The 20,393-nt window shown below is 61.7% G+C and carries 19 protein-coding genes and 1 pseudogene; 11 read left to right on the top strand and 9 right to left on the bottom strand.

The window, feature by feature from the left end:
* Window positions 1-5 precede the first annotated feature (5 nt).
* From P0D73_RS05545 to P0D73_RS05570, 6 genes and pseudogenes are all read left to right on the top strand, one after another.
* Window positions 6-1,391 (top strand): N-acetylmuramidase family protein, encoded by a 1,386-nt coding sequence (locus P0D73_RS05545; RefSeq protein ID WP_408179272.1) that lies wholly within the window; start codon window positions 6-8, stop codon window positions 1,389-1,391.
* On the top strand, window positions 1,375-2,067 hold the full coding sequence (locus P0D73_RS05550) for a hypothetical protein (protein ID WP_408179273.1): 693 nt from the start codon (window positions 1,375-1,377) through the stop codon (window positions 2,065-2,067). The genes P0D73_RS05545 and P0D73_RS05550 overlap by 17 nt, the downstream gene beginning before the upstream one ends.
* 147 nt (window positions 2,068-2,214) lie before the next feature.
* A complete protein-coding gene (locus P0D73_RS05555; RefSeq protein ID WP_408179274.1) occupies window positions 2,215-2,955 on the top strand; it encodes a hypothetical protein in 741 nt (246 codons plus the stop codon).
* Window positions 2,956-2,975: 20 nt separating this feature from the next.
* Window positions 2,976-3,536, top strand: a complete 561-nt coding sequence (locus tag P0D73_RS05560) for a hypothetical protein (protein WP_408179275.1) — start codon at window positions 2,976-2,978, stop codon at window positions 3,534-3,536.
* Window positions 3,533-4,201: a hypothetical protein gene (locus P0D73_RS05565; RefSeq protein WP_408179276.1), complete on the top strand. Its 669-nt coding sequence runs from the start codon at window positions 3,533-3,535 to the stop codon at window positions 4,199-4,201. The genes P0D73_RS05560 and P0D73_RS05565 overlap by 4 nt, the downstream gene beginning before the upstream one ends.
* An 82-nt stretch (window positions 4,202-4,283) precedes the next feature.
* Window positions 4,284-4,519, top strand: a pseudogene (locus tag P0D73_RS05570) (PAAR domain-containing protein).
* A gap of 238 nt (window positions 4,520-4,757) precedes the next feature.
* Here P0D73_RS05570 and P0D73_RS05575 read toward each other — a convergent pair.
* The 3 genes from P0D73_RS05575 to P0D73_RS05585 form a co-directional block, all read right to left on the bottom strand.
* Window positions 4,758-5,222 (bottom strand): hypothetical protein, encoded by a 465-nt coding sequence (locus P0D73_RS05575; RefSeq protein WP_408179277.1) that lies wholly within the window; start codon window positions 5,220-5,222, stop codon window positions 4,758-4,760.
* A gap of 110 nt (window positions 5,223-5,332) precedes the next feature.
* The gene (locus P0D73_RS05580) at window positions 5,333-5,896 is read right to left on the bottom strand and encodes a peroxiredoxin (protein ID WP_132375034.1); all 564 of its coding nucleotides are present in this window, start codon (window positions 5,894-5,896) and stop codon (window positions 5,333-5,335) included.
* A gap of 200 nt (window positions 5,897-6,096) precedes the next feature.
* Window positions 6,097-7,209, bottom strand: a complete 1,113-nt coding sequence (locus tag P0D73_RS05585) for an EAL and HDOD domain-containing protein (protein ID WP_408179278.1) — start codon at window positions 7,207-7,209, stop codon at window positions 6,097-6,099.
* Between the two features lie 45 nt (window positions 7,210-7,254).
* Between P0D73_RS05585 and P0D73_RS05590 the strand changes: the two genes are divergently transcribed.
* The 3 genes from P0D73_RS05590 to P0D73_RS05600 all read left to right on the top strand — a co-directional run bounded on the left by P0D73_RS05590 (window position 7,255) and on the right by P0D73_RS05600 (window position 11,122).
* Window positions 7,255-7,527 carry a hypothetical protein gene (locus tag P0D73_RS05590; RefSeq protein WP_243658274.1) on the top strand — a complete coding sequence of 91 codons (273 nt, stop codon included), beginning with the start codon at window positions 7,255-7,257 and terminating at the stop codon, window positions 7,525-7,527.
* Between the two features lie 207 nt (window positions 7,528-7,734).
* Complete coding sequence (locus tag P0D73_RS05595; protein WP_408179279.1) at window positions 7,735-9,549, top strand: putative bifunctional diguanylate cyclase/phosphodiesterase; 1,815 nt, start codon at window positions 7,735-7,737, stop codon at window positions 9,547-9,549.
* A gap of 115 nt (window positions 9,550-9,664) precedes the next feature.
* A complete protein-coding gene (locus P0D73_RS05600; protein ID WP_408179280.1) occupies window positions 9,665-11,122 on the top strand; it encodes an HDOD domain-containing protein in 1,458 nt (485 codons plus the stop codon).
* A 136-nt stretch (window positions 11,123-11,258) separates the two neighbouring features.
* Here the strand turns inward: P0D73_RS05600 and P0D73_RS05605 are convergent, their stop codons facing one another.
* Complete coding sequence (locus P0D73_RS05605) at window positions 11,259-12,629, bottom strand: EAL and HDOD domain-containing protein (protein WP_408430208.1); 1,371 nt, start codon at window positions 12,627-12,629, stop codon at window positions 11,259-11,261.
* 261 nt (window positions 12,630-12,890) lie between these two features.
* Here P0D73_RS05605 and P0D73_RS05610 point away from each other — a divergent pair, with 261 nt between their 5' ends.
* Complete coding sequence (locus tag P0D73_RS05610; protein WP_132375039.1) at window positions 12,891-13,649, top strand: acetoacetate decarboxylase; 759 nt, start codon at window positions 12,891-12,893, stop codon at window positions 13,647-13,649.
* A 131-nt stretch (window positions 13,650-13,780) separates the two neighbouring features.
* Here the strand turns inward: P0D73_RS05610 and P0D73_RS05615 are convergent, their stop codons facing one another.
* Complete coding sequence (locus P0D73_RS05615; protein ID WP_408280308.1) at window positions 13,781-14,575, bottom strand: ABC transporter substrate-binding protein; 795 nt, start codon at window positions 14,573-14,575, stop codon at window positions 13,781-13,783.
* A 246-nt stretch (window positions 14,576-14,821) separates the two neighbouring features.
* Complete coding sequence (locus P0D73_RS05620) at window positions 14,822-15,730, bottom strand: LysR family transcriptional regulator (RefSeq protein WP_408280305.1); 909 nt, start codon at window positions 15,728-15,730, stop codon at window positions 14,822-14,824.
* A gap of 127 nt (window positions 15,731-15,857) precedes the next feature.
* Between P0D73_RS05620 and gstA the strand changes: the two genes are divergently transcribed.
* Window positions 15,858-16,478 carry a glutathione transferase GstA gene (gene gstA / locus P0D73_RS05625; RefSeq protein WP_408430211.1) on the top strand — a complete coding sequence of 207 codons (621 nt, stop codon included), beginning with the start codon at window positions 15,858-15,860 and terminating at the stop codon, window positions 16,476-16,478.
* Between the two features lie 63 nt (window positions 16,479-16,541).
* On the opposite strand, the gene astE is transcribed toward gstA, so the two are convergent.
* From astE to astD, 3 genes are read right to left on the bottom strand one after another with little or no spacing between them, the layout of a single operon-like run.
* Window positions 16,542-17,594: a succinylglutamate desuccinylase gene (gene astE / locus P0D73_RS05630; protein WP_408280300.1), complete on the bottom strand. Its 1,053-nt coding sequence runs from the start codon at window positions 17,592-17,594 to the stop codon at window positions 16,542-16,544.
* Window positions 17,578-18,918 (bottom strand): N-succinylarginine dihydrolase, encoded by a 1,341-nt coding sequence (gene astB, locus P0D73_RS05635; protein WP_408179288.1) that lies wholly within the window; start codon window positions 18,916-18,918, stop codon window positions 17,578-17,580. Before astB ends, astE begins: the two co-directional genes overlap by 17 nt.
* Before the next feature lie 9 nt (window positions 18,919-18,927).
* The gene (astD, locus tag P0D73_RS05640) at window positions 18,928-20,391 is read right to left on the bottom strand and encodes a succinylglutamate-semialdehyde dehydrogenase (protein ID WP_408280296.1); all 1,464 of its coding nucleotides are present in this window, start codon (window positions 20,389-20,391) and stop codon (window positions 18,928-18,930) included.
* Window positions 20,392-20,393: the final 2 nt, after the last annotated feature.

Consider the following 20,393-nt stretch of genomic DNA (forward strand, 5'->3'; position numbering starts at 1 on the left):
AATCTGTGAATAAACCGCATCATAAAGGGAATGCGCCGACGCATCCGAAAGCTCCGCCAAGTCCGTTTGTCGAAGTGATTATTGTTTTCCGGGATGCACTGAATCACCCTATCGAGGGACTGGCCGTTCGGGTCGCAGCCGGAACCGGCGCACCGCAGGCTGCAGCCTGGACAATCGGACCCGAAACAGACGAGCCGGCGGTCCCGTTCGCGCCTGAGTCAGATACCCCTGCACCCGTGGCTACAGTGACCAACAGTACCGACGCAGTGACGGACGGGGACGGATACGCGATAACGATCCATAACGCCGCGCGCGACCAGCCGCTTGATGTGCTGGTCAGGAACCGACACGGGCAATATGTACTCAAGGCCACGGTAACGCCGACGAAGGACATAGTGGCCTACGCGATCACTAGTCCCGAATATCACCTGGAGGCAGCAACGCAACTTACGCCCAAGGATGCATTCGAACAGGACCTGACGATTCCGGTAATGAAAGACGGCGAAATCATGACGATGCATCGACTGGTTAACGAGTTCGGCCCTTACATAGGGTCCGCTCAAAAGGTCACGGAGCAGGGAAAGGTGAAAAAGGACTTTCCGACGAAAAAAAAGGAAGTACAGACCGATCCCGCGACCGAAAGACCCAAAACCTCAATCACGATTGAGCATCATTATCGCGTAGTCGATACAGGAATGCCGCGCACCATTGCCATAAATCTGCTTGCATCCAGGTTAAACTTCCCAAAGACCTTGGATATTTCTGATGCGAAGTACGCCGAGATTGCGAGGAAAATAAATTGTGAAGTTGCTGCTGTTAGGGCTGTCGCCGAGACTGAATCGTCGGGATCAGGATTTTGCGATAATGGGTTGCCAAAAATTCGATTCGAGCGTCATTACTTTTTAAGAGCGTCATTGCCTGAGAATAAAAGGGCGAGTGGCGTTTGGCAGAAGCAAAAAAATCCTTTCCCAAAAGTGCCTGATTTGTCCTGGCCCAAATCAGGAGGCTACAGCGTCGGCGAGCCCTTAGACGATGGGACTTGGACACATAGCGACAGAGACGTTATGTATCAGTACGAGCGCATGATAAGAGCCGCGAATCTCAATTCCGACGCCGCATTAATGGCATGTTCGTGGGGGGCATTTCAGGTAATGGGATACTTCTACAAGGAGTGCGGGTACTCTTCGCCGGAAGCTCTCGCAAATAGTGTAATGACCGGCATCAACGAACAGTTGGATTTATTCTTTGCTTATGTTTCATATGTCAGCCCAATAGCTCTAGACGCGCTCAAACACAAGAATTGGCAAAGTTTCGCGCAAGCCTATAATGGCGCGGATTGCCCCCCGTCCTACGCTGCAACCATGAAGAAAAATTATGACAAATATAAGTAAATTTGGACGCCTGTGCTCGGTGGCATTGGCTGCACTTGCTTGCAGTTCGGCTATATCTGCCGAGGCATTTATTTTCGACAACCCTTTCTTGGTGGCAATGCACTCTGGAAATAGTATCTATGGATACTATGACTCTCGGGATGAAAGATTTTCGTGTTCATTTCTTTTTTCAGGAATTGGTAAAATCAAAAAAATAAATGAAGGATTTTCTAACCAAATAGACATTGAAACATATAGCTTCGACTTTCAGCGAACCTCTTTCGCTTACAAGGACAGGGACAAGCTGTTCGATGTATCGGGAGATTTATTTATTAGGTCTGGAAAATGGGTTATTAGAACGAAAAAGCCTCAGGGTGCATGCAACGGCATCGGAGCCGATTTCGGGAAAGCTCCCGACGATCCCGCTGTGACGCAATTCTCAGTCGAGAAGCAAATTGACGTTATCGGGATTGGAATTGCGAATAAAAAAACCTTTTTCTATCGCAAGCCAGGTGCAGGAAAAGAGAATCGATTTCTGTTGAGAGGAGATATTGCGCTAATAATTTCGAAGCACGGGGACTATACCTATGTCCGGTTTGCGAACCCCAATACCGTTTCGTCGTCCCGCGATCCCGTTATTACCGGATGGATACGATCAGCCGATCTGAAAAACCCTCTCCCGCCCCTCGGCCGCTAGTCGCAAAGTATCGTGCATTCGATATTTAAGCAAGGATCAACTTTATGATCGACCTTTACGGATGATGGCTGTGTCGTCATCCGGCACGACACGGAAATCGGCGAAGGCGATCACGCGAAGATTACCTACTACTCGGTATACATGCACATGCAGCAGGTGCTTTCGTCCCTTGCCGTGGGCAAGAAAATTTACCGCAAGGACCTTATCGGCACCCCCGGCCAGATTTACGGGCAGTTTCCACAGATCCATTTCGAAATCGTCTGTGACGAGGCAAATCTGAGGAAGATGATCGGGCGCGCCCCTGGATCGCTGGGCAACAGTCCCGCGCGCACGGACGCGGTCTACGGCGACGTGTGGTTCTTCGTCCCTCGCGGCACAAAGCTCTTTGCGAATGAGCCTCACCCGTATCGTGAGGACGATAGCTTTCCGGCTATTGCGACGCTGCATCCTCAGGCGCCTCTCGTTCCGGCTGGAACCAGTCGCGATCTGGTTATCCGCATGCATTACGAGAAGGACTGCACGCTGACGACCTACCGGCAGAATATGGATGGGAGTTGGGCCGTTTGCGGCGCAACGCCTGCGGAAAGCGAGGCAGAGTACAACTTGTACCGGCGGGCCACTAGCCTCCACGGGCGCTTTACGGACAGCAGTCTGGCAGCGATCCCGATCTGCCGCACGAAAGCGAAATCTGGCATTTTCCACCGACGGCGTTTATCCGCCATTTCAGAACCTGCGGATGGTTCAGCAAATCCGAGTTCGGCAAAATCTACACTGCCGCCAATGCTCCCGCGATCGCAAAATATCTTGTCAGCATCAACAAGACATTCCGCAAGTACCGCATCAGCAGCGGATTGCGTCAGGCACATTTCCTCGCGCATTCGTCGGTAGAATCCGGCCAACTCCACTACATGAGCGAACTATATAACGGTGATCCATTTGAGTATTTTCGGCGGTATGAACGCGCGAAGAATTATGTTGGCTGGTTGGGTAACGTCGAATGGAACGACGGCGGAAAATTCAGGGGGCGAGGATTCAAACAACTTACCGGTCGCGCGAACTATGGGATGTACTTCTCTTACCGCGGGTGGGTCGCTCCGCAGAGCGTCGGGGCTAGATGGTGGCACGACCCTCGATGGTGGGGATTCAATCCGCCGTACTCGTCCGGGCAGCATGCAAACCTGCTGCCAATTCACGACACGACCACGATCGCGTCTCTCGTCGCATCTCTAAAGCCGCCAGTTATTGACAACCCAGAGGTCGTAGCGGACGAGCCCCTGACGTCAATTGATACGGCTGGTTTTTTCTGGGCCAACAATCGACTTTTACCAATCGCGGACAGCGACAACGTAATCCAACTAACGAACAAAGTGCGCCGGGACCACGCGCAGTCGCCTTCCGACTTTCCGGCAGATGCGCATTTTGATCAGCGTCAATCAGAAACATTGAGAATCAAAGGGATTCTGTTATGAAAAAGATATGGATTGGCATTTTGATTGCTTGCGGACCCTTGTTGCCGGTATCTGCGCAGGATGTTCAAGGAACTTCTATAACCGTAGCCGTTGAAAACGCGAAGTATGTTTTCTCCTGCAACGGTGCCTCCGGTGCTCAATCCATTGCAGTGTCACTGTTGGAGGCGCACGGGGGTGATCAGCGGCTAGTCGGGCCGCAGCGCTTGGATGACGCAGACGATTGTTCGCAAGTGACGTGGACAACGCAGCCAGCCAGTGAATCGGGTGCCCAACTCGTCATGGCCAACCCAGGACAGTTAGGCCTCAATGCACAGATGCTGGTGTACTACGCCGACAAAGACGGCGTTGAGTTTTCTGGATATTTGCCAGTGGCGGCTGATACGTTGACGCCCGGCCAGTTTCGGGTTGTCGGCGCCGACGCCTATGGAGAGTGGGAGCGCACATACGCTTTCAAGAACCACAAATTGAATGTTGCTCAAGAGTTGCTCCTTGTGCAGTCGGGAACAGTATGTGTAGAGCGCAGTGGAACCGTGAAAACGAATCTTCCGTGTGCTGGGTCGACGATTAAGGCAAGCGCAAAAAGCCCGGTTTGTGTCATACAGCAAGATGGCAGAGCGACATTGGCGGCGTCGCGCACCTGTTCGTCGCTAACGTTGCGGCGATGACTGCGTGATCAACCCTTGATTATTCGGGTTCTTCACTGCGTCAATTCGTCGATGCTCCGTCTGCTCCTAACGGTGCAAACCCATGATTGACCTTATCCGACTCGGCGACACCACCGACCACGGCGGCGAAGTCATCACAGCCTCCCAAACCATGGCGTGGCCCGCGAGGGTGACCTCGTCGAGTGCCTGCTGCATCCTGAAGTCCAGCCGAATATCATTATCGAAGGCGACAGGAGGATCACGGATCGCGGGATTCCCGTCGCGCGACAAGGGCATCGCGCAAAGTGTGGATGCAGCCTGATTTCGAGTCTGGTATGAATGGCGAGCCATGCGCCGATTGCCATCACCGATAACTGTCGCAGAAGACCATTCGCGTTCTCATTGCTGCCTCGCTGCCGTGGGAACAAGCTTGCCGCGCGCCTGAATGGCAGACCGCATCAGACCTTGCAATGTATGAACCCCGCCGAAAAACTGACGGAAATGTTAGGTGTTGCATCGACCGGTTGAACCCGCCAATGGCCAACACGGCAAAGCAAACAACCAAAAAAACCCAACCCTAAAGCCTCTGCTCCATAGCAAGCACCAAAATCCGCGCCCATTGTTTAGCCTGCCGCTCATCTCGCATAGGCAAAACCCAAACCTGATGCTTAGGATCCTTGACCTTCAAAACAACCTGCCACTGGGCACCGGGCCGCTGCACCTCTGCCCCAAGCAAGTCAGCAAAAATATAAGCACCCTGCTCTTCGCCCAAACGAATCTCACAAAGCCGCTTGTCGGCAGCGAGCCGCACCGCCCCCCAACTCCCCTTGAGTTCGTGAGTCCAGTCTCCATCCCGAACATTCGCTGCGACTTCTTTCCGACGACGCCACCAATAAGCCAGGGCGGCTACCACGAGCAGGGCAGCCAGCACCGCAACGCCAATAGCAACACCCAGCCCAAAAGCCGCCTGCAAGGCATAAAACGCCCGCACCGCGCCATACCCCAGCGCGATAAGCGCAATCAACGCAACGATAATCGGCATCGCAAGCTCACAAGGCAAAAAACTCAGCCTAGCACGAGCGACGCCCACCTCTCGCCGCAAGAGCACCGCAAGAAACCATTGCGAAAATCACGCGGCGCCCAGCTTGAGCATTAAGGCTGCTTATGCGTCGCAGCCCAATCCTTCACCGCCTTCAGCGTATTCTCGACATGCTTCTCCGGCGACAGGCTCGTGTACTCGTAGATGATCTTGCCATCCGGCGCGATCACATACGACACGCGATTGGCCATCGACGCGTGCATCGGCAAGCCCGCGTCATACTCGCCGATCACCTTCGAATCGGCATCGGCCGCGACCGGGAATTTGCTGCGGCACTCGCTCACCGAAAACTTCGTCAGGGTGTCGATGTTGTCGTGTGACACGCCGATCACCGTCGCGCCATATTTCTTGTACTCATCGACGGCTTCGGCAAACTCGTGGGCCTCGATCGTGCAGCCCTTGGTGAAGGCCGCCGGATAGAAATACACGACCACCGGCCCTTTCTTCAGTTCGTCGGCCAGCGAATAGGTGTAGGTCTTGCCGCCCAGCGAAGCCTGCGCGGTGAATGCCGGCGCCACGTCGCCCGGCTTGAGGGTCGCCGAGGCCGTCAGCGAATGCATGGCGAATCCGACCGACACGGCGGCGACCAGTGCCGCCGATATGAATTTCTTCTTCATCTGCTTTTCTCCAGGCGTGGATGCACGCGGTTCGTTCAATGAACCCAAGGCCGATGCGTTCAGGAGAACGTCGGCCAACTTCGCTATTGGACCACGTACTCACAAGGTACGTCAGAACCAGCCTGAAGGATGCAGAAGTCGTTGCCGTGAACGCGGCCAGCGCAAACGCAGGGAAAGCGCGCGATCGGCCAGTCCGCCCGTCAGGCGGCCGCTTCGGTATGCGCGCCGAACCATGCCGCAGCCGACAGATTCAGCTCGGCCAGCACCTCGGGGGTAAAGGCCACGAAACCGCCCGGCGCGTCGGGGCCCAGCGCGATCGATGCCGCATCGACGCCCTCGCCGGCTGCCTCGGCGAGGCGCAGCAACGTGCCCAGCTCGCCGCGCCGCGACACGATCGCTTCGCGAATCTGCGGCGCGAGGCCGAGTTTCTCCAGCGCCGCGCCCGGCGAACTGCCGAGCACCACGTGAATCAGGGAAAAAATTCCGGTCATGAACGCGGCATCGGCGAATCCGTCGTCGGCGGGGCGCAGCCAGGCTGCGGCCAGCTCCATGAAGCGCGAGCGCGTCCCCGCCAGTTGCACCAGCGGATCGGCGCGCCACGGCAGGTCACCGGTGTCGGCGTAAAGCAGCAGTTGCGCCCACCGCGCAATCTGCCGCGTGCCAGTGGCAATGATCGCCTCGCGCAGCGACGCGATATTGCGCCCCAGCCCGAATGCGCTCGAATTGACGAGGCGCAGCAGCTGCACCACCACGCTCGGGTTCAGCTTGAGCTCCGCTTCGAGCTCGACGATGCCGGCATCGCGCGACAGCAACGCCAGCAGACGCAGCAGGCCCGGCCGCGGCGAGCGGTTGCGCGGCGCGGCCAGCACCTGCGGCCGCGCGAAAAAGTAGCCCTGGAACAGATCGAAGCGAAGCTCATGCGCGAGCGCGAAGTCCTCGCGCGTCTCGACCTTTTCGGCGATCAGCGTCTTGCCCTGCCCGCGCACCAGCGCCGCCAGGTCCGGCAGCACGGCGCGGTCGGTCTGCAGAAAGTCGATCTTGACGATGTCGGCGTGCGGCAGCGCGCCGATCAGCTCGTCGGACAGTTCGCTCACGTCGTCGAGCGCCACCTGAAAGCCGGCGCGGCGCAGCTCGCCCAGACGGCGAACCAGTTGCGCGTCGAATTTCACGGTCTCGAGGATTTCGAGCACGAACCGCTCGGGCGGCATCAGATGGACGATGTCGTTAAAGAGCAGCGCACGGTCGATATTGACGAAGCCGCGATGCTGGCCCAGCACCGTCGGCACGCCGATCCCGCCGATCGCGCGCGCCACCACCTGCGCCGTCGCCTGGGCGTCGTCGGTGACTTCGGCGTAGTTATGCGCACCGGCTCGAAACAACAATTCGTAAGCATTGAGCGCGCCGTCGCGATCGAGGATCGGCTGGCGGCCCAGATAGACGAATTGCGTGGCGGGCAGCGGTTCAGCGCCTTCGGCGGTTGCGTCGAGCACCTCGATGTGCCGGGCAGTGGCCTTGGCTTGATGGCGTTCAGACATGGAGCATCGGGGCAAGTGTTCGGTAAGCTACGCAGCAGCGACGTCTCAGCCGGCACTGCACAACAGAGGTTTGTCCTATTAACGGACATCGAGTAGCCGCACTTTAACTGAATCGGTCCCGGGCCGCCGCCAAGCCGCGCAAGCGTTTCCTTACCACGTGTTTTTTACAGCAGGCGCTAAAGATTTCCCCGCAGGGGTCGTTATCTCGTTCTGATGGGGCGGCCTGATACCTCTCAACCGCCCTTAAACGGCGGGCAGTGAGCCGCCCCGCCTGCAGACGAATACAGGTTGCCAGCGATAAACATGGAAGCGAACAGGATCACCGCGCCCCGCCGGGGCTCCTTGCGCACGGTCATCGACCGGCTTCGTGCGTTCGGCCGGCGCGTGGACGGCAAACCGCAGACGGCCGCAAGCCGCGCTGCGCAACTGGAACAGGTGGTCGGCGCCGTCGACCTGCTGGCGCACGTCGACGACGAACTGCGCTTCATCTATGTGTCCGAGGCCAGCCTGCGCTTCATCGGCTATCACCGCGAGTATCTCGAGACCATCACGCTGCACGACCTGGTAGCGCCGGCGGACGTGCCCCGGCTCGACACCCTGCTGACGCGCGCCGCCGTCTCGGGCAACGTCGAGAAGGCCACGCTCGGCCTGATCAAGTCGCTCACTTACCCGATCACCGTCGAACTGCGCGTGGTGCGCAGCAGCCACGACGGCACCGAAGGCTATGCGATCGCCGGTTTCGACGTGTCGGCCTGGCGCGCCACCGAGGAACGCCTGACCCAGGCGCTGCATCTTGACCGCCTGACCAATCTGGCCAACCAGTCGGCGCTGATCCCGGCGCTGCTCGACGCCCAGCAGCAAGCCGACGCGCACGGCACGCCGGCCGCGCTGCTGCTGCTCGACCTCGACGACTATCAGCGCGTGAATCGCGCGCTCGGCTACGACGCCGGCGACGAAATGCTGCGCGACACCTCGCGCCGCATACTGAATATGACGAGTCCGAGCGAGACCGTGGCGCGCGTGGCCAGCGACGAGTTCGCGATCCTCGTGAAGCCCGCCGCCAGCCGCACCGACGCGGCGGCCGCCGCCGAAACGCTGGCGCGGCGCCTCCTGACCGCGATCCAGCAGCCGTATGTATTCAACGGCCAGCAGGTGCATCTGTCGGCGAGCATCGGCATCGCGCTCTATCCCGACGTGCGCCACGCCAACGACACCGCCGCCCACGACACCCACCTGCTGCGCTGGGCCGACCACGCGCTCTTGCAGGCCAAGGCGGCCGGCGGCAACACGCTCGCCTTCTACGTCCCCGACGACAACCCCGCCGACGCCGAACGCCTGAAGCTGGAGGCCGACCTCTACGACGGTGTGCGCAACGGCGAGTTCTCGCTACACTTCCAGCCGATCACGAGCAGCCGCACGCACGGCGTGGTCGGCGTGGAAGCGCTGATCCGCTGGTTGCATCCGGTGCACGGACTGGTGCCGCCGTCCATGTTCATCCCACTTGCTGAGTCGATCGGCCTGATCAACTTCCTCGGCAACTGGGTGTTGAAGGTGGCCTGCATGCAGCTGATCCAGTGGGACGCGAAAGGCATCGCGTTGCAATACGTGGCCGTGAACGTGTCGCCGCAGCAGTTCCGCGATCCGCGCTTCAAGGACTCCGTGCGCGAGGCGATCGAGTTGACCGGCATCGATCCGCGCCGCCTCGTGTTCGAGATTACCGAAAGCCTGCTGATGCACGACCCGGCGCATGCCAAGGGCCTGCTCGAAGACCTGACGGCAATGGGCATCCGCTTTGCGGTCGACGACTTCGGCACCGGCTATTCGAGCCTGGCTTACCTGCAACGCTTCCCGCTGGCCAAGCTCAAGATCGACAGGAGTTTTGTCGAGAATCTGCTAACCTCCCGGAACGATCAGGCAATCGTTAGCGCTGTCGTGGGCCTCGCTCAGACACTGGATCTCGAACTGGTGGCCGAGGGCGTCGAAACGGAAGCGCAGCGCACCCTGCTCACCGAGATGGGATGCGACCACATCCAGGGGTGGCTCGTCTGCAAGGCGCTGCCCTCCGACGAACTCGCGCAGCGTTTCGAAGCGCGCACGCTTCACTTGCACAGCGCATAGCAATGCAGGCAAAGCACTCATGTAGCGGCTCATGTGCCTGCTCATGCAGCGGAACAAGCCGGCCTCTGGCCGGCGTGGCACTCATTGGAACATGTATGGCTTTGGCGGGACTCACATGGTAAAGGCGGCGGTGCTCGACCGGCTCTGGACGCGAATGAGCGAGCGCGGCGATTTCCCCATGCTGTCGCAATCGCTGCGCTCCACCATGGCGGCGATGAACAATGACGACCTCGACTTCACCGGCCTCGTGCAGGTGGTGTTGTCCGACTTCGCGCTGACGCAAAAAGTGCTGCGGCTCGCCAACTCGGCCATGTACATGGCGTTCGGCGGCAACATCACGACCGTGTCGCGCGCGCTGATGGTGCTCGGCATGGACGCGGTCGGCCATCTCGTGGTCGGCCTGAAGATCGTCGATCACTTCCATCACAGCGCGCCGCGCCGCATCGACGCAAAACTCGAACTGAACCGCACGCTGCTGTCGGGCTGCGTCGCGCGCAAGCTGACCGAACGCGGCGATCTGCGCGCGGGTGAAGAAGCCGTGGTCTGCACGCTGATGCGGCAGATCGGCAAGCTGCTGGTGGTGTTCTATCTCGACGCCGAATGGGATCAGATTCGCCGTCATATCGACGACGGCACGCTCGAAGCCGATGCCTGCGTGCTGGTGCTAGGCGTGACCTTCGACGAAATCGGCGCCGAAGCCGCCGTGCGCTGGCGTCTGCCCGACATGATCCGCTCCGGCATGGGCGAGTTCGACCCGCAAGACGTCACGCAGCCGCGCCAGGTGCAGTGGCTACGCGCCATCACCAATTACTCGACGGCGGTCGCCGACGTGCTCACCCAGCAGAACATGCCGGACTGGGAGCGCGAGCAACGCATCTCCGAACTGGCGCAGGAATATAGCGGCGCGCTCAACACCGATCCGGAAGTGCTGCTCGAAATGAGCGTGGCGCTCGCCCGCGAGGAAGGCGGCGACGGCGTGATGCGCGAAATCGTCGAGTTGCGCGCCAATGCGGATGCGATCGCGCGCGAGGCGCTCAATCCCGAGGCCCGCATCGCGGTGGGCGTCGAAGATCTGCGCGGCCTGCCCGACGGCAGTCCACTCCAGCCGGCGCTGGCGATGGCCGCGGAAACGCTGCTCGCGGGCCTCGGCTTTGCGCGCACCGTGGTGTTCGTCAAGCACAGCAACGGCACCTTCAAGGCGCGCCTCGGTCTCGGACCGAAGATCGACGCGGCGTTACCCAAGCTAACCTTCAATACCGCCTTCGAGCCCGACGTGTTTCATCTGGCGATCGCGAACTCGGTGGGCATCTTCATCGAGAACGCACGCGACCCGAAGATGGTCGCGCGCCTGCCCGAATGGTTCCGCCGCTCATTCGACGACGCCCGCGCCTTCGTGCTGCTGCCGGTCGTCGATGAAAGCGACACGACCGTGGCGCTGCTCTACGGCGACTGGTCGCATAGTCAGGAACCACGGCGCATCTCACAGAAAGAGATGAGCGTGTTGAATGAACTGGCCAAGGAGTTAGGCCGTTTTTTCGGCTTGGGGCAGATGCGGGAAATGGAGACGATGTGAAGACCTGGCGTGATCGTTGATCACGGCGCTTCACTCTCACCTGTTCTGTATTTGCCCGACGCCACGTTGAAGTCGAGTCAGGCTCGCCGAGGCCGCCATGCATGGCATGCCGCGGCCTCCCGCTGAATCGCTGACCTCAATCTTCGATTCTTTCCAGCCCTTCCGCGCTGCGGTCCGCGACACCGGCCCACGCGCCCGCCGCTAGCCCCAGTTCCGCGACCTCTTCCACCGTCAACGGCTGCAAGCGCGCGCACAGCGTTTCGATCTCATCCCATGCGCCGCGTTCGAGCGCTTCGACCGCGCTCAGCAGCAGCCCCAGCACGCCCTGTCGATGCAGGATGCCTGCCTGGATCGGACGCGACAACGTCAGCACGTTCAAGGTGCTTTCGAGCGAGCCGCCGAACACCGCGTCGACGAATGAAAACACGCCGGTCAGGAACGCCGCATCGGCTTCGTCGCGGCCGGCTTCGGGCAAGCGCTCGATCGCCAGTTCCATGAAGCGCGCGCGGGTCGCCGCGAGTTGCAGCAAGGGATCGTCCTCGAGGGCGACTTTGCGGCCGTCGGCATACAGCAGCAGTTGCGTCCAGCGCGCGATGCGGTTGGTGCCGGTCGCGTTGATCGCTTCGCGCAGCGTCGTGACTTTGTGGCCGACGGCGAGGCCACTGGAATTCGCGAGCTTCATCAGGTGCATCACCAGCACCGGATTCAGCTTGAGTTCGGCTTCGAGCTGCGCGACGGTCGGATCGCCCGAGAGGAGTTGCAGCAGGTTCAGCAACGCATGGCGCGGCGCGCTGACGCGGCGCGACGCCGAGGTCTGTGCGCGCGCGAAGAAGTAACCCTGGAAGCGATCGAAGCCGAGTCCATGGGCCGTTTCGAAATCGGCTTGCGCGTCGATTCCCGAGGCGACCAGCAGCTTGCCCGCCGACTTGAGCACGCTCGCCAGTTTCGGCAGCAGCACGCGCGGCACGCCCGTGAAATCGATCTTGACGACTTCCGCGTAAGGCAGCAGTTTGGCGAAGGTTTCGTCGGGCTGGGTCACCTCGTCGAGCACGAAGCGATAGCGGCGGCCGTGCAACTTGACGATGCGCGCCACTAGCGCTTCGTCGAACTCGATCGCCGGCGCCAGTTCGAGCATGAAGCGCTCGGCGGGCAGCCGCAGGATCGCGTCGTCGAATAGCATCTCGCGGCTGACGTCGACATAAGCCGGATGCCCGGTCAGCGCGCCGCGCACATTGCCCTGAAGCAGGCCGTGAATGATGGCTCGCGCCACGCGTTGCGCCGGATCGGGCGCGCGGCACGACGAGGCGTCGGCACCACTGTTCGCGTCCGCGGGGGCTCGTGCGGCCTCCAGCATGTCCGCGGTCCATTCCGGTGCGCGCACCTTGATCTCGTAGCCGCACAGCATGCCGTCCCGATTCAGAATCGGCTGTCGCGCGAAGCTGGCATTCAATTGCGCATCGTCCGTTGCACCCGCGTGGCCCGGATTCTCGATTGCGATGGTGGTCATTGCACTCCCCCGCTAAGCGCCGCCCCGGCGCTTACTGCTGTATTTTGATTTTCGCTGCACCGTCAGCACGGCCCAAGGTGTCAAGCCCGTGGCCCGCGGTGCGTCTGCCGATTTTAGCTCAGGCCGCCATGCGCGGACACGTCCGTGAAGCAATATCTCGAAATAATTGGAGATGAGTCTGAAAGCGATCCGGCGCAAAATCGCCGATACTCTTGTGCAGTGCAGAAGCGTTCCAACCGCGTTTAACCACCAAGGAAAAACATGGACGTCAAAAGCGTGCTGTCAAATGCCTTCGCCATGCCGATCACGAGCCCGGCATTTCCCATGGGCCCGTACCGGTTCATCGACCGCGAATTTCTGATCATCACCTACCGCACCGATCCGGACAAACTGCGCGCCGTCGTGCCCGAGCCGCTCGAGATCGGCGAGCCGCTGGTGCATTACGAGTTCATCCGCATGCCGGACTCGACGGGCTTCGGCGATTACACGGAAAGCGGCCAGGTGATTCCGGTGTCGTACAAAGGCGTGGCGGGCGGCTACACGCTGGCTATGTATCTGGACGACCATCCGCCGATCGCCGGCGGCCGCGAACTGTGGGGCTTTCCGAAGAAGCTCGCGAACCCGGTGCTCGCCGTTCATACCGACACGCTCGTCGGCACGCTCGACTACGGTCCGGTGCGCATCGCCACCGGCACGATGGGCTACAAGCATCGTCAACTCGATCTGGCGCAGCAGAAGAAACGCCTCGAAACGCCGAACTTCCTGCTCAAGGTGATTCCGCATGTGGACGGCACCCCGCGCATCTGCGAACTGGTGCGCTACTACCTGCAGGACATCGATCTGAAAGGCGCATGGACCGGCCCGGCCGCGCTCGAACTGGCGCCGCATGCGCTCGCGCCGGTTGCCGAGTTGCCGGTGCTGGAGATCGTCGAGGCGCGTCATCTGATTGCCGATTTGACGCTCGGTCTCGGCGAAGTGGTGTTCGATTATCTCGATCAGCCGGAAGCGAACGTGCGTTGAACGATTGAACGGTTGATCGTCGTGGCGAGGCTTCTATCGACGTCAATGTCGTGCCACCGCGCAAATGCAAACGGCCGCAATAGCGGCCGTTTTTCATCACATACAACGAATCGCGTGAGACGCGTAGCGCGTTACTTCAACACCACCTTCACGTCGAAGTACTTCGCCGCGAAACGGTCGATCGTGCCGTCCGCCTTCAGTTCCTTGAGCGCCTGGTTCAGCGCGTCCTTCAAGGCCTTGTCGCCCTTGCGGATGCCGAAGCCGACGCCCGCGCCGAGCAGCTTCTCGTCGCTGACGGCCGGACCGGCGAACTCGAAGCCCGCGCCTTGCGGCTTCTTCAGGAAGCCCTTCGATGCGGCTTCCGCGTCCTGGAACGCGGCGTCCAGACGCCCCGAAGCGAGGTCGGCGTAAATCTGGTCCTGCGTCTGATAAGGCACGACGTCGACGCCGGCCGGCGCCCAGCGCGCCTTCGCGTAGGTTTCCTGGATCGTGCCCTGCAGCACGCCGACATGCTTACCCTTGAGCGAAGCCGGCGTCGGCACGAGACCGCTGCCCTTCTTCGCGATCATCTGATTCGGGATCGTGTAGATCGGATCGGTGAAGTCGATCGCCTGGCGGCGCTGATCCGTGATCGTCATGTCCGAGTTGATGGCGTTGAACTTGCGCGCCTGCAAGGCCGGGATCAGACCGTCGAACGAGTTCTCGACCCACACGCATTTGGCCTTCAGCTTCGCGCACACGGCATTGCCGACGTCGATGTCGAAACCCTGCAGATCGCCCGACGGCGACTTCGATTCGAACGGCGCATACGATGCCTCGACGCCGAAATGCACTTCCTTGATATCGGCAGCCGATGCGGTGCCGGCCGTAACCGTTGCCGCCGCGAACAGCGCGAGCGCAGCCATGTTTCGCCAATTCATCTTCATTACGGGTGTTCCTCTACGGTATTGAATAAGACGGAGCCGAATCCGGGCAAGCATGATTGCCGCGCCAAAAATGCGATTCAAACTCGTGCGGCCGGTGTGGTGCAGCGCAACAGCCGCGAGGCCGCGATTGTACAGGCTTCGTTTGCCGCGCCTGCGGGCGCGCCGCGTGGCGCGTTGCTGGGCACGCGCTTCGGGCTTACGCGTAAAGGTGTAAATAGCTGTCGCGTGCAGGCAAAGACAAACGCGTTAAAGCGCGCCGTCGCCGGCTGCGAAATCGCCACTGAGTTGTTGCGACAGATGCGTATAGACGGCAGCCACATGCGGCAAATGCCGCGACTCCGGATGCGCGAGCACCCAGACTTGCGACTCGGCTTCGTCGAGCGGCGGCGTCAATTGCACGAGATCGTCGCGGCCGCGCGCGAGAAAAGTCGGGAAGATGCCCACGCCGAAACCGCGCACCACGAGTTCGAACACGGCCATCACGCTGTTGGTCTTGTAGCGCGGCTCGACAATCGGGCAATGACGCTTGCGCCATAACACGGAGGGGTGATCGCCGAGCGAGGCGTCGGGAGCGGCCCAGTCGCAGCGCGCCAGCGCATCCACATCGCTCGCGTGGATGCCGCTGCTCCTGGCGGCGAACACCGCGATACGCAGCGGGCCCACGTGCTTGCCGACCAGATGATCCGGCGCGCGGCGCGTGGCGCGCACGGCGATATCGGCATCGCGCTTGGTGAGGCTAGCGAGACTGTTGGCTGCGGTCAGTTCGAACGACAACGCCGGATGCAACGCCGCGAAATCATGCAGCGCGGGCAACACGAGGCCGTAGAGCACGGTGTCGGTGGTCGTCACGTGAACACTGCCGGACACGCGGTCGCTGCTCGCCTGCACCGTGGAGCGCGCCGCGGCGAGTTCGCTTTCGATGCGCTCGGCATGTCGCGCCAGTTGCGCGCCGAGCGGCGTGGCGCGATAACCGCTGCGCGAGCGCTCGAACAGACGCTGTCCCAGCCCGCGTTCGATCCGCTGCACCGAGCGAAAGATGGTCGAGGCGTCGATACCCAAACGCTGCGCGGCTTCCGCCAGCGTGCCGGCGCGCACCAGCGCGAGAATGGTCTGCGTATCCGCCGAAGTCAGTTCGTATTGCGTTTTTGCACGCATGGTTTGGCAAGCCGCCTGTTTATTCGGAATCCGATCCGGGCTACTTTTACCACATGGACTTGTCGGCCGACGAGCCTCGCCACCGGCAGCTGCCGGCAACTTCACTCCCGTTCATAGCGAAACCATCATGAAACTCTATTATTCACCGGGCGCCTGTTCGTTGGCGGTTCACATTGCACTGCGCGAAGCGGATCTCGACTTCGAAGGCGTCAAGGTCAATCTGCAAACGCACAAGCTCGCCAACGGCGACGACTATTACGCGATCTCGCCGCGCGGCTATGTGCCCCTGCTCGAATTCGCCGATGGCTCGCGCCACACGGAAGGCGCCGCGCTGCTGCAATACGTCGCCGATCTCGTGCCCGAGGCGGGCTTGCTGCCGCCTGCGGGTTCGCTGCAACGGCTCGAAGCGCTCGGCTGGCTCACGTATATCAGCACCGAGTTGCACAAGACGTTCAGTCCCTGGCTCTGGCATCAGGAGACCGCCGAATCGACGAAGACCGAATGCCGCGCGAAACTCGCCACGCGTTTTGGCGAACTGGGGCGTGTGCTGGCGACACGCGATTATCTGACGGGACAGTTTTCGGTCGCCGATGCCTATGCGTTCACGGTGCTGAGTTGGGCACGCATGCTGTCGATCGATCTCGGTGCTTATCCGAAGCTGGGTGCGTATCTGGAGCGCGTAGCGGCGCGCCCGAAGGTGCGTGAAGCGATGGTGGCCGAAGGCTTGATCCGCGCGAACGCGGCCTAGGCGGCGGCCTGAGGGAAAACGTTGCGCGCCGAGGCGCGCAACGTTTGGGTCTTGCGTGGTGGCCTACACGAGTTTCGACAGCGTGTCCTGCGTCGTCTCGACGACCATCAAGCCGGCGCGCAAACCGGGCTTGACCGTCGCGTTCGGAAACACGAGCCGCTCCTCGTCGTGCTGCACGACATAGCGATACTCGCCATCGCGCGCGAGCACGGTGTCTTTCGCGAACGGCGTGAAATTCGCCACATCGGCGGCGACCAGCAATTCGAACGCATCGCTTTGCTTGGTGATCTGATCGATGACCGTGAACGCCCGTGGCAGATTCCCCTGCGCCTCACCACGCATGCCGGCCAGCAGATGACGCACCGCGTGATCGGCACCGGCGAAACGCGTCAGATCGTTCTGGCCGAACGGACGCACCTTGCCGAGTTCCAGCGTGCACGCTTCGGCGCCGCATACCTGCGCGGTGAAATGCGAATACGTGTTGCCCTTGGTGGTGTGCAACAGCACCACACTGATACGCGCCTCGCCGAGCCACTCGAACATCGCGCGTGAAAACGGCTTGCCGGTGTGCGGCAGCAACGCGAACTGCTCGAAGGCGGACGCGCGGATCGCGGTGTGCATGTCGATATGCCAGCGCGCGCCGGGTTGATCCGGCGCTGCCGCGAAGAATTGCGTCGCGACCTGCTCCAGCGCGGCGGCACGCGGCGCCTCGTAGCTCTGCGGCACCTGCAGATGACGGCCGCTGAAGAGGCGGTTCAGATCGTCATCGCGATAGCGGCAGGCGTCGCGCATTGCGTCGACGTTGCCGAGAATCACCAGCAGGCGGCAAGTCAACGCGGCGGTGCCCTGCGCGATATCGCGCACCAGAAACCCCAGCAGTTCGATCGGCGCGGTCTCGTCGCCATGCACGCCTGCAGAGACGAGCACGCTGCGCACGCCCTCTTCCTGCGTTGCCGGTTCCATCAACAGCACGCCGTCGTCCAGCCACGACCAGCGCACGCCACCGGCACACGTACCTTGTGCTTCACCAGCGGCCGGCCGCGTGCTCGCCAGCGTGTAGGCGAGGAAATCGTCGAGCATCGAAACCGGCATATCGCGCTCAGCGCTGGAAGTCATACAGCGAACCCAAACCGAGAATCTGCGTCAGTTCGTCGAGCGCGGTGCGCGATTCGGCGAGCAATTGCGGATCGGTCAGATCGGCCGGTGCGAGACGGTCGCGATAGTGTTTTTCGATCCACGCATCCAGACGGCCGAACAACGTGTCGTTGATCCACACGCCTTGCGTGACCGCCGCGCGCTCCGCGTCGTCGAGCACGACCCGCAGGCGCAGGCAAGCCGGCCCGCCACCGTTCTTCATGCTTTCGCGCAGATCGAATACCAGCACGTCGTCGATCGGGCCCGAGCGTGACGTCAGTTCGTCGAGGTAAGCAGCCACGCGCGGGTTTTCGCGGCATTCCTGCGGCACCACCAGCACCTGCTGGCCATCCGGGCGCGTCAGCAACTGGCTGTTGAACAGATACGAGGTGACGGCGTCGGCCACGCTCACCTGCGCGTCGGGCACTTCGATCACGTTGAAGTCCGCCTTCAGACCGGAGAGCTTCGAGCGCAATTCGTCGTACACCGCGTTCTGTTCGACGAACGCCAATTGATGACAGAACAGCGTATTGCGATTGCCGACCGCGATCACGTCGTTATGGAACACGCCCGCGTCGATCACGTCGGGGTTCTGCTGCGCGTACACCGTGGCCGCATCGGCGAGGCCGTGACGGTGCGCGACCGCGCGGCTCGCCTCGAAGGTTTGACGCGCCGGGAAGCGCTTAGGCTCCGGCCCGCGACGATACTCGCTGCGGCCATACACGAAGAATTCGACGCCACGTGCCGCATATTCCGCGCAAAAGCGCGTGTGATTCGCCGCGCCTTCGTCGCCGAGCGCCGGCGTGCCGGGCAGTGCCTCGTGCACCGCGAAACGGTCGGCGTCGTTGAAAATCGCGCGCAGCGTGCGGCGCGTCGATTCATGTTCGATCGCGCGATGCAGCTTGCTGCACAGATTGGCCGGCGTGAAATGCACGCGGCCGTCGTGCGTATCCGCGGACGGACTCACCGTCGCCGCATTCGCGGTCCACATCGCCGAAGCCGAACTCGCCGCGGCCAGCAACTCGGGCGCGTCCTTGGCCACGCGCGCGATCACGGTCGCGTCGTCGCCGGAGAAACCGAGCTCGCGCAACAGACGCATCGACGGACGCTCCTGCGGCGGCAACACGCCTTGATGAAAGCCGAGATCGGCGAGTTGCTTCATCTTGCGCAGGCCTTGCCGCGCGGCCGCCTTCGGATTCGCAACCGACTTCTCGTTGTTCTGCGACGCGACGTTGCCGAACGAGAGTCCCGCGTAGTTGTGGGTCGGGCCGACCAGGCCGTCGAAATTGGCTTCAGTGGCTTGCATCGTCGATCCTTAGAATTGAAGGCCCGGCGAGACGCTCGCGGGCATTTGCAGTTGCGCGCTTTCGACGGATGCCATCGGGAACGCGCAGTAGTCGGCGGCATAGTAAGCGCTCGGCCGGTGATTGCCCGAGCGGCCCGGCCCGCCGAACGGCGCGCCCGACGATGCGCCGTTGGTCGGCCGGTTCCAGTTGACGATGCCCGCGCGGATGGTGCGCTGGAAGTGCGTCCAGAGCGCTTCGTCGTCGGCGAGCAGGCCGGCGGAGAGGCCGAACTCGGTGTCGTTGGCCTGTTCCAGCGCCTCGTTGAAGCTGCCGTAGCGGATGATTTGCGCCAAAGGCCCGAAGTGTTCTTCGTCCGGCAGGTTCTTCACGCTTGTGACATCCAGAATCGCGGGCGTCACGAACCCGAGCTTCGGGTCGCGTTGTTCCATCTTCAGCAGCGCCTTGGCGCCATCGGCCAGCAGACGTTCCTGCGCCGCGACCAGGCGCGATGCAGCACGCGCCGAGATAACAGCACCCATGAACGGCTGCGGATCGGCGTTGTATTCACCAACGGTGATGCGCGAGGTGACCTCGGTGAGGCGTTCCATGAAGCGGTCGCCGAATGCATCGTTCGGCACGAAAATGCGGCGCGCGCAGGTGCAGCGTTGACCCGCCGACAGAAACGCCGATTGAATCGTGTGATGCACGGCGGCGTCGACATCGGCCACCGGTCCGATCACGAGCGGATTGTTGCCGCCCATTTCCAGCGCCAGCACGATCTCCGGGCGGCCGCCGAATTGCTTGTGCAGCAATGTTCCGGTATCCGAACTACCCGTGAAGAACAGGCCGTCGATCTGCCGATGGTTCGCGAGCGCAATGCCGGTGTCCTTCTCGCCATGCACGAGGTTCAGCACGCCTGCCGGCAAACCGGCATCGCGCCAGATCTGCACGGTGAGCGCGGCCACACCGGGCGCGAGTTCCGACGGCTTGAACACGACCGCATTGCCCGCGATCAGCGCCGGCACGATATGCCCGTTCGGCAAATGACCTGGAAAGTTGTACGGCCCGAACACGGCCACCACACCATGCGGACGGTGCCGAAGCACCGCTGTGCCGTCCGCCATCGCGGAGCGCTTCTCGCCGGTGCGTTCGTTATAGGCCTGAATCGAAATCTCGACCTTGGCCGCCATCGACGCCGCTTCGGTGCGCGCTTCCCACAGCGGTTTGCCGGTTTCGCGGCCGATCGCTTCAGCCAGCGCTTCCTTGCGCTCGGTCACGAGCGCGGCGAAGCGGCGCACCACGCCGCAACGCTCGTCGAGGCTCAACGCCGACCACGCGGCGAACGCGCGGCGTGCGCTGCGCACCGCGCGATCGACGTCGTCCGCCGAGGCGCTGTTGCCTTCCCACACCGTCGCGCCCGTGCCCGGGTTGTGCGACGCGAATGCGGGTCCTGTGCCGGCGGCCCATTCGCCGTCGATGAAAAGCTCGCTCATGA

The sequence above is a fragment of the Paraburkholderia sp. RL18-101-BIB-B genome (assembly GCF_046026985.1).
Classification (GTDB): domain Bacteria; phylum Pseudomonadota; class Gammaproteobacteria; order Burkholderiales; family Burkholderiaceae; genus Paraburkholderia.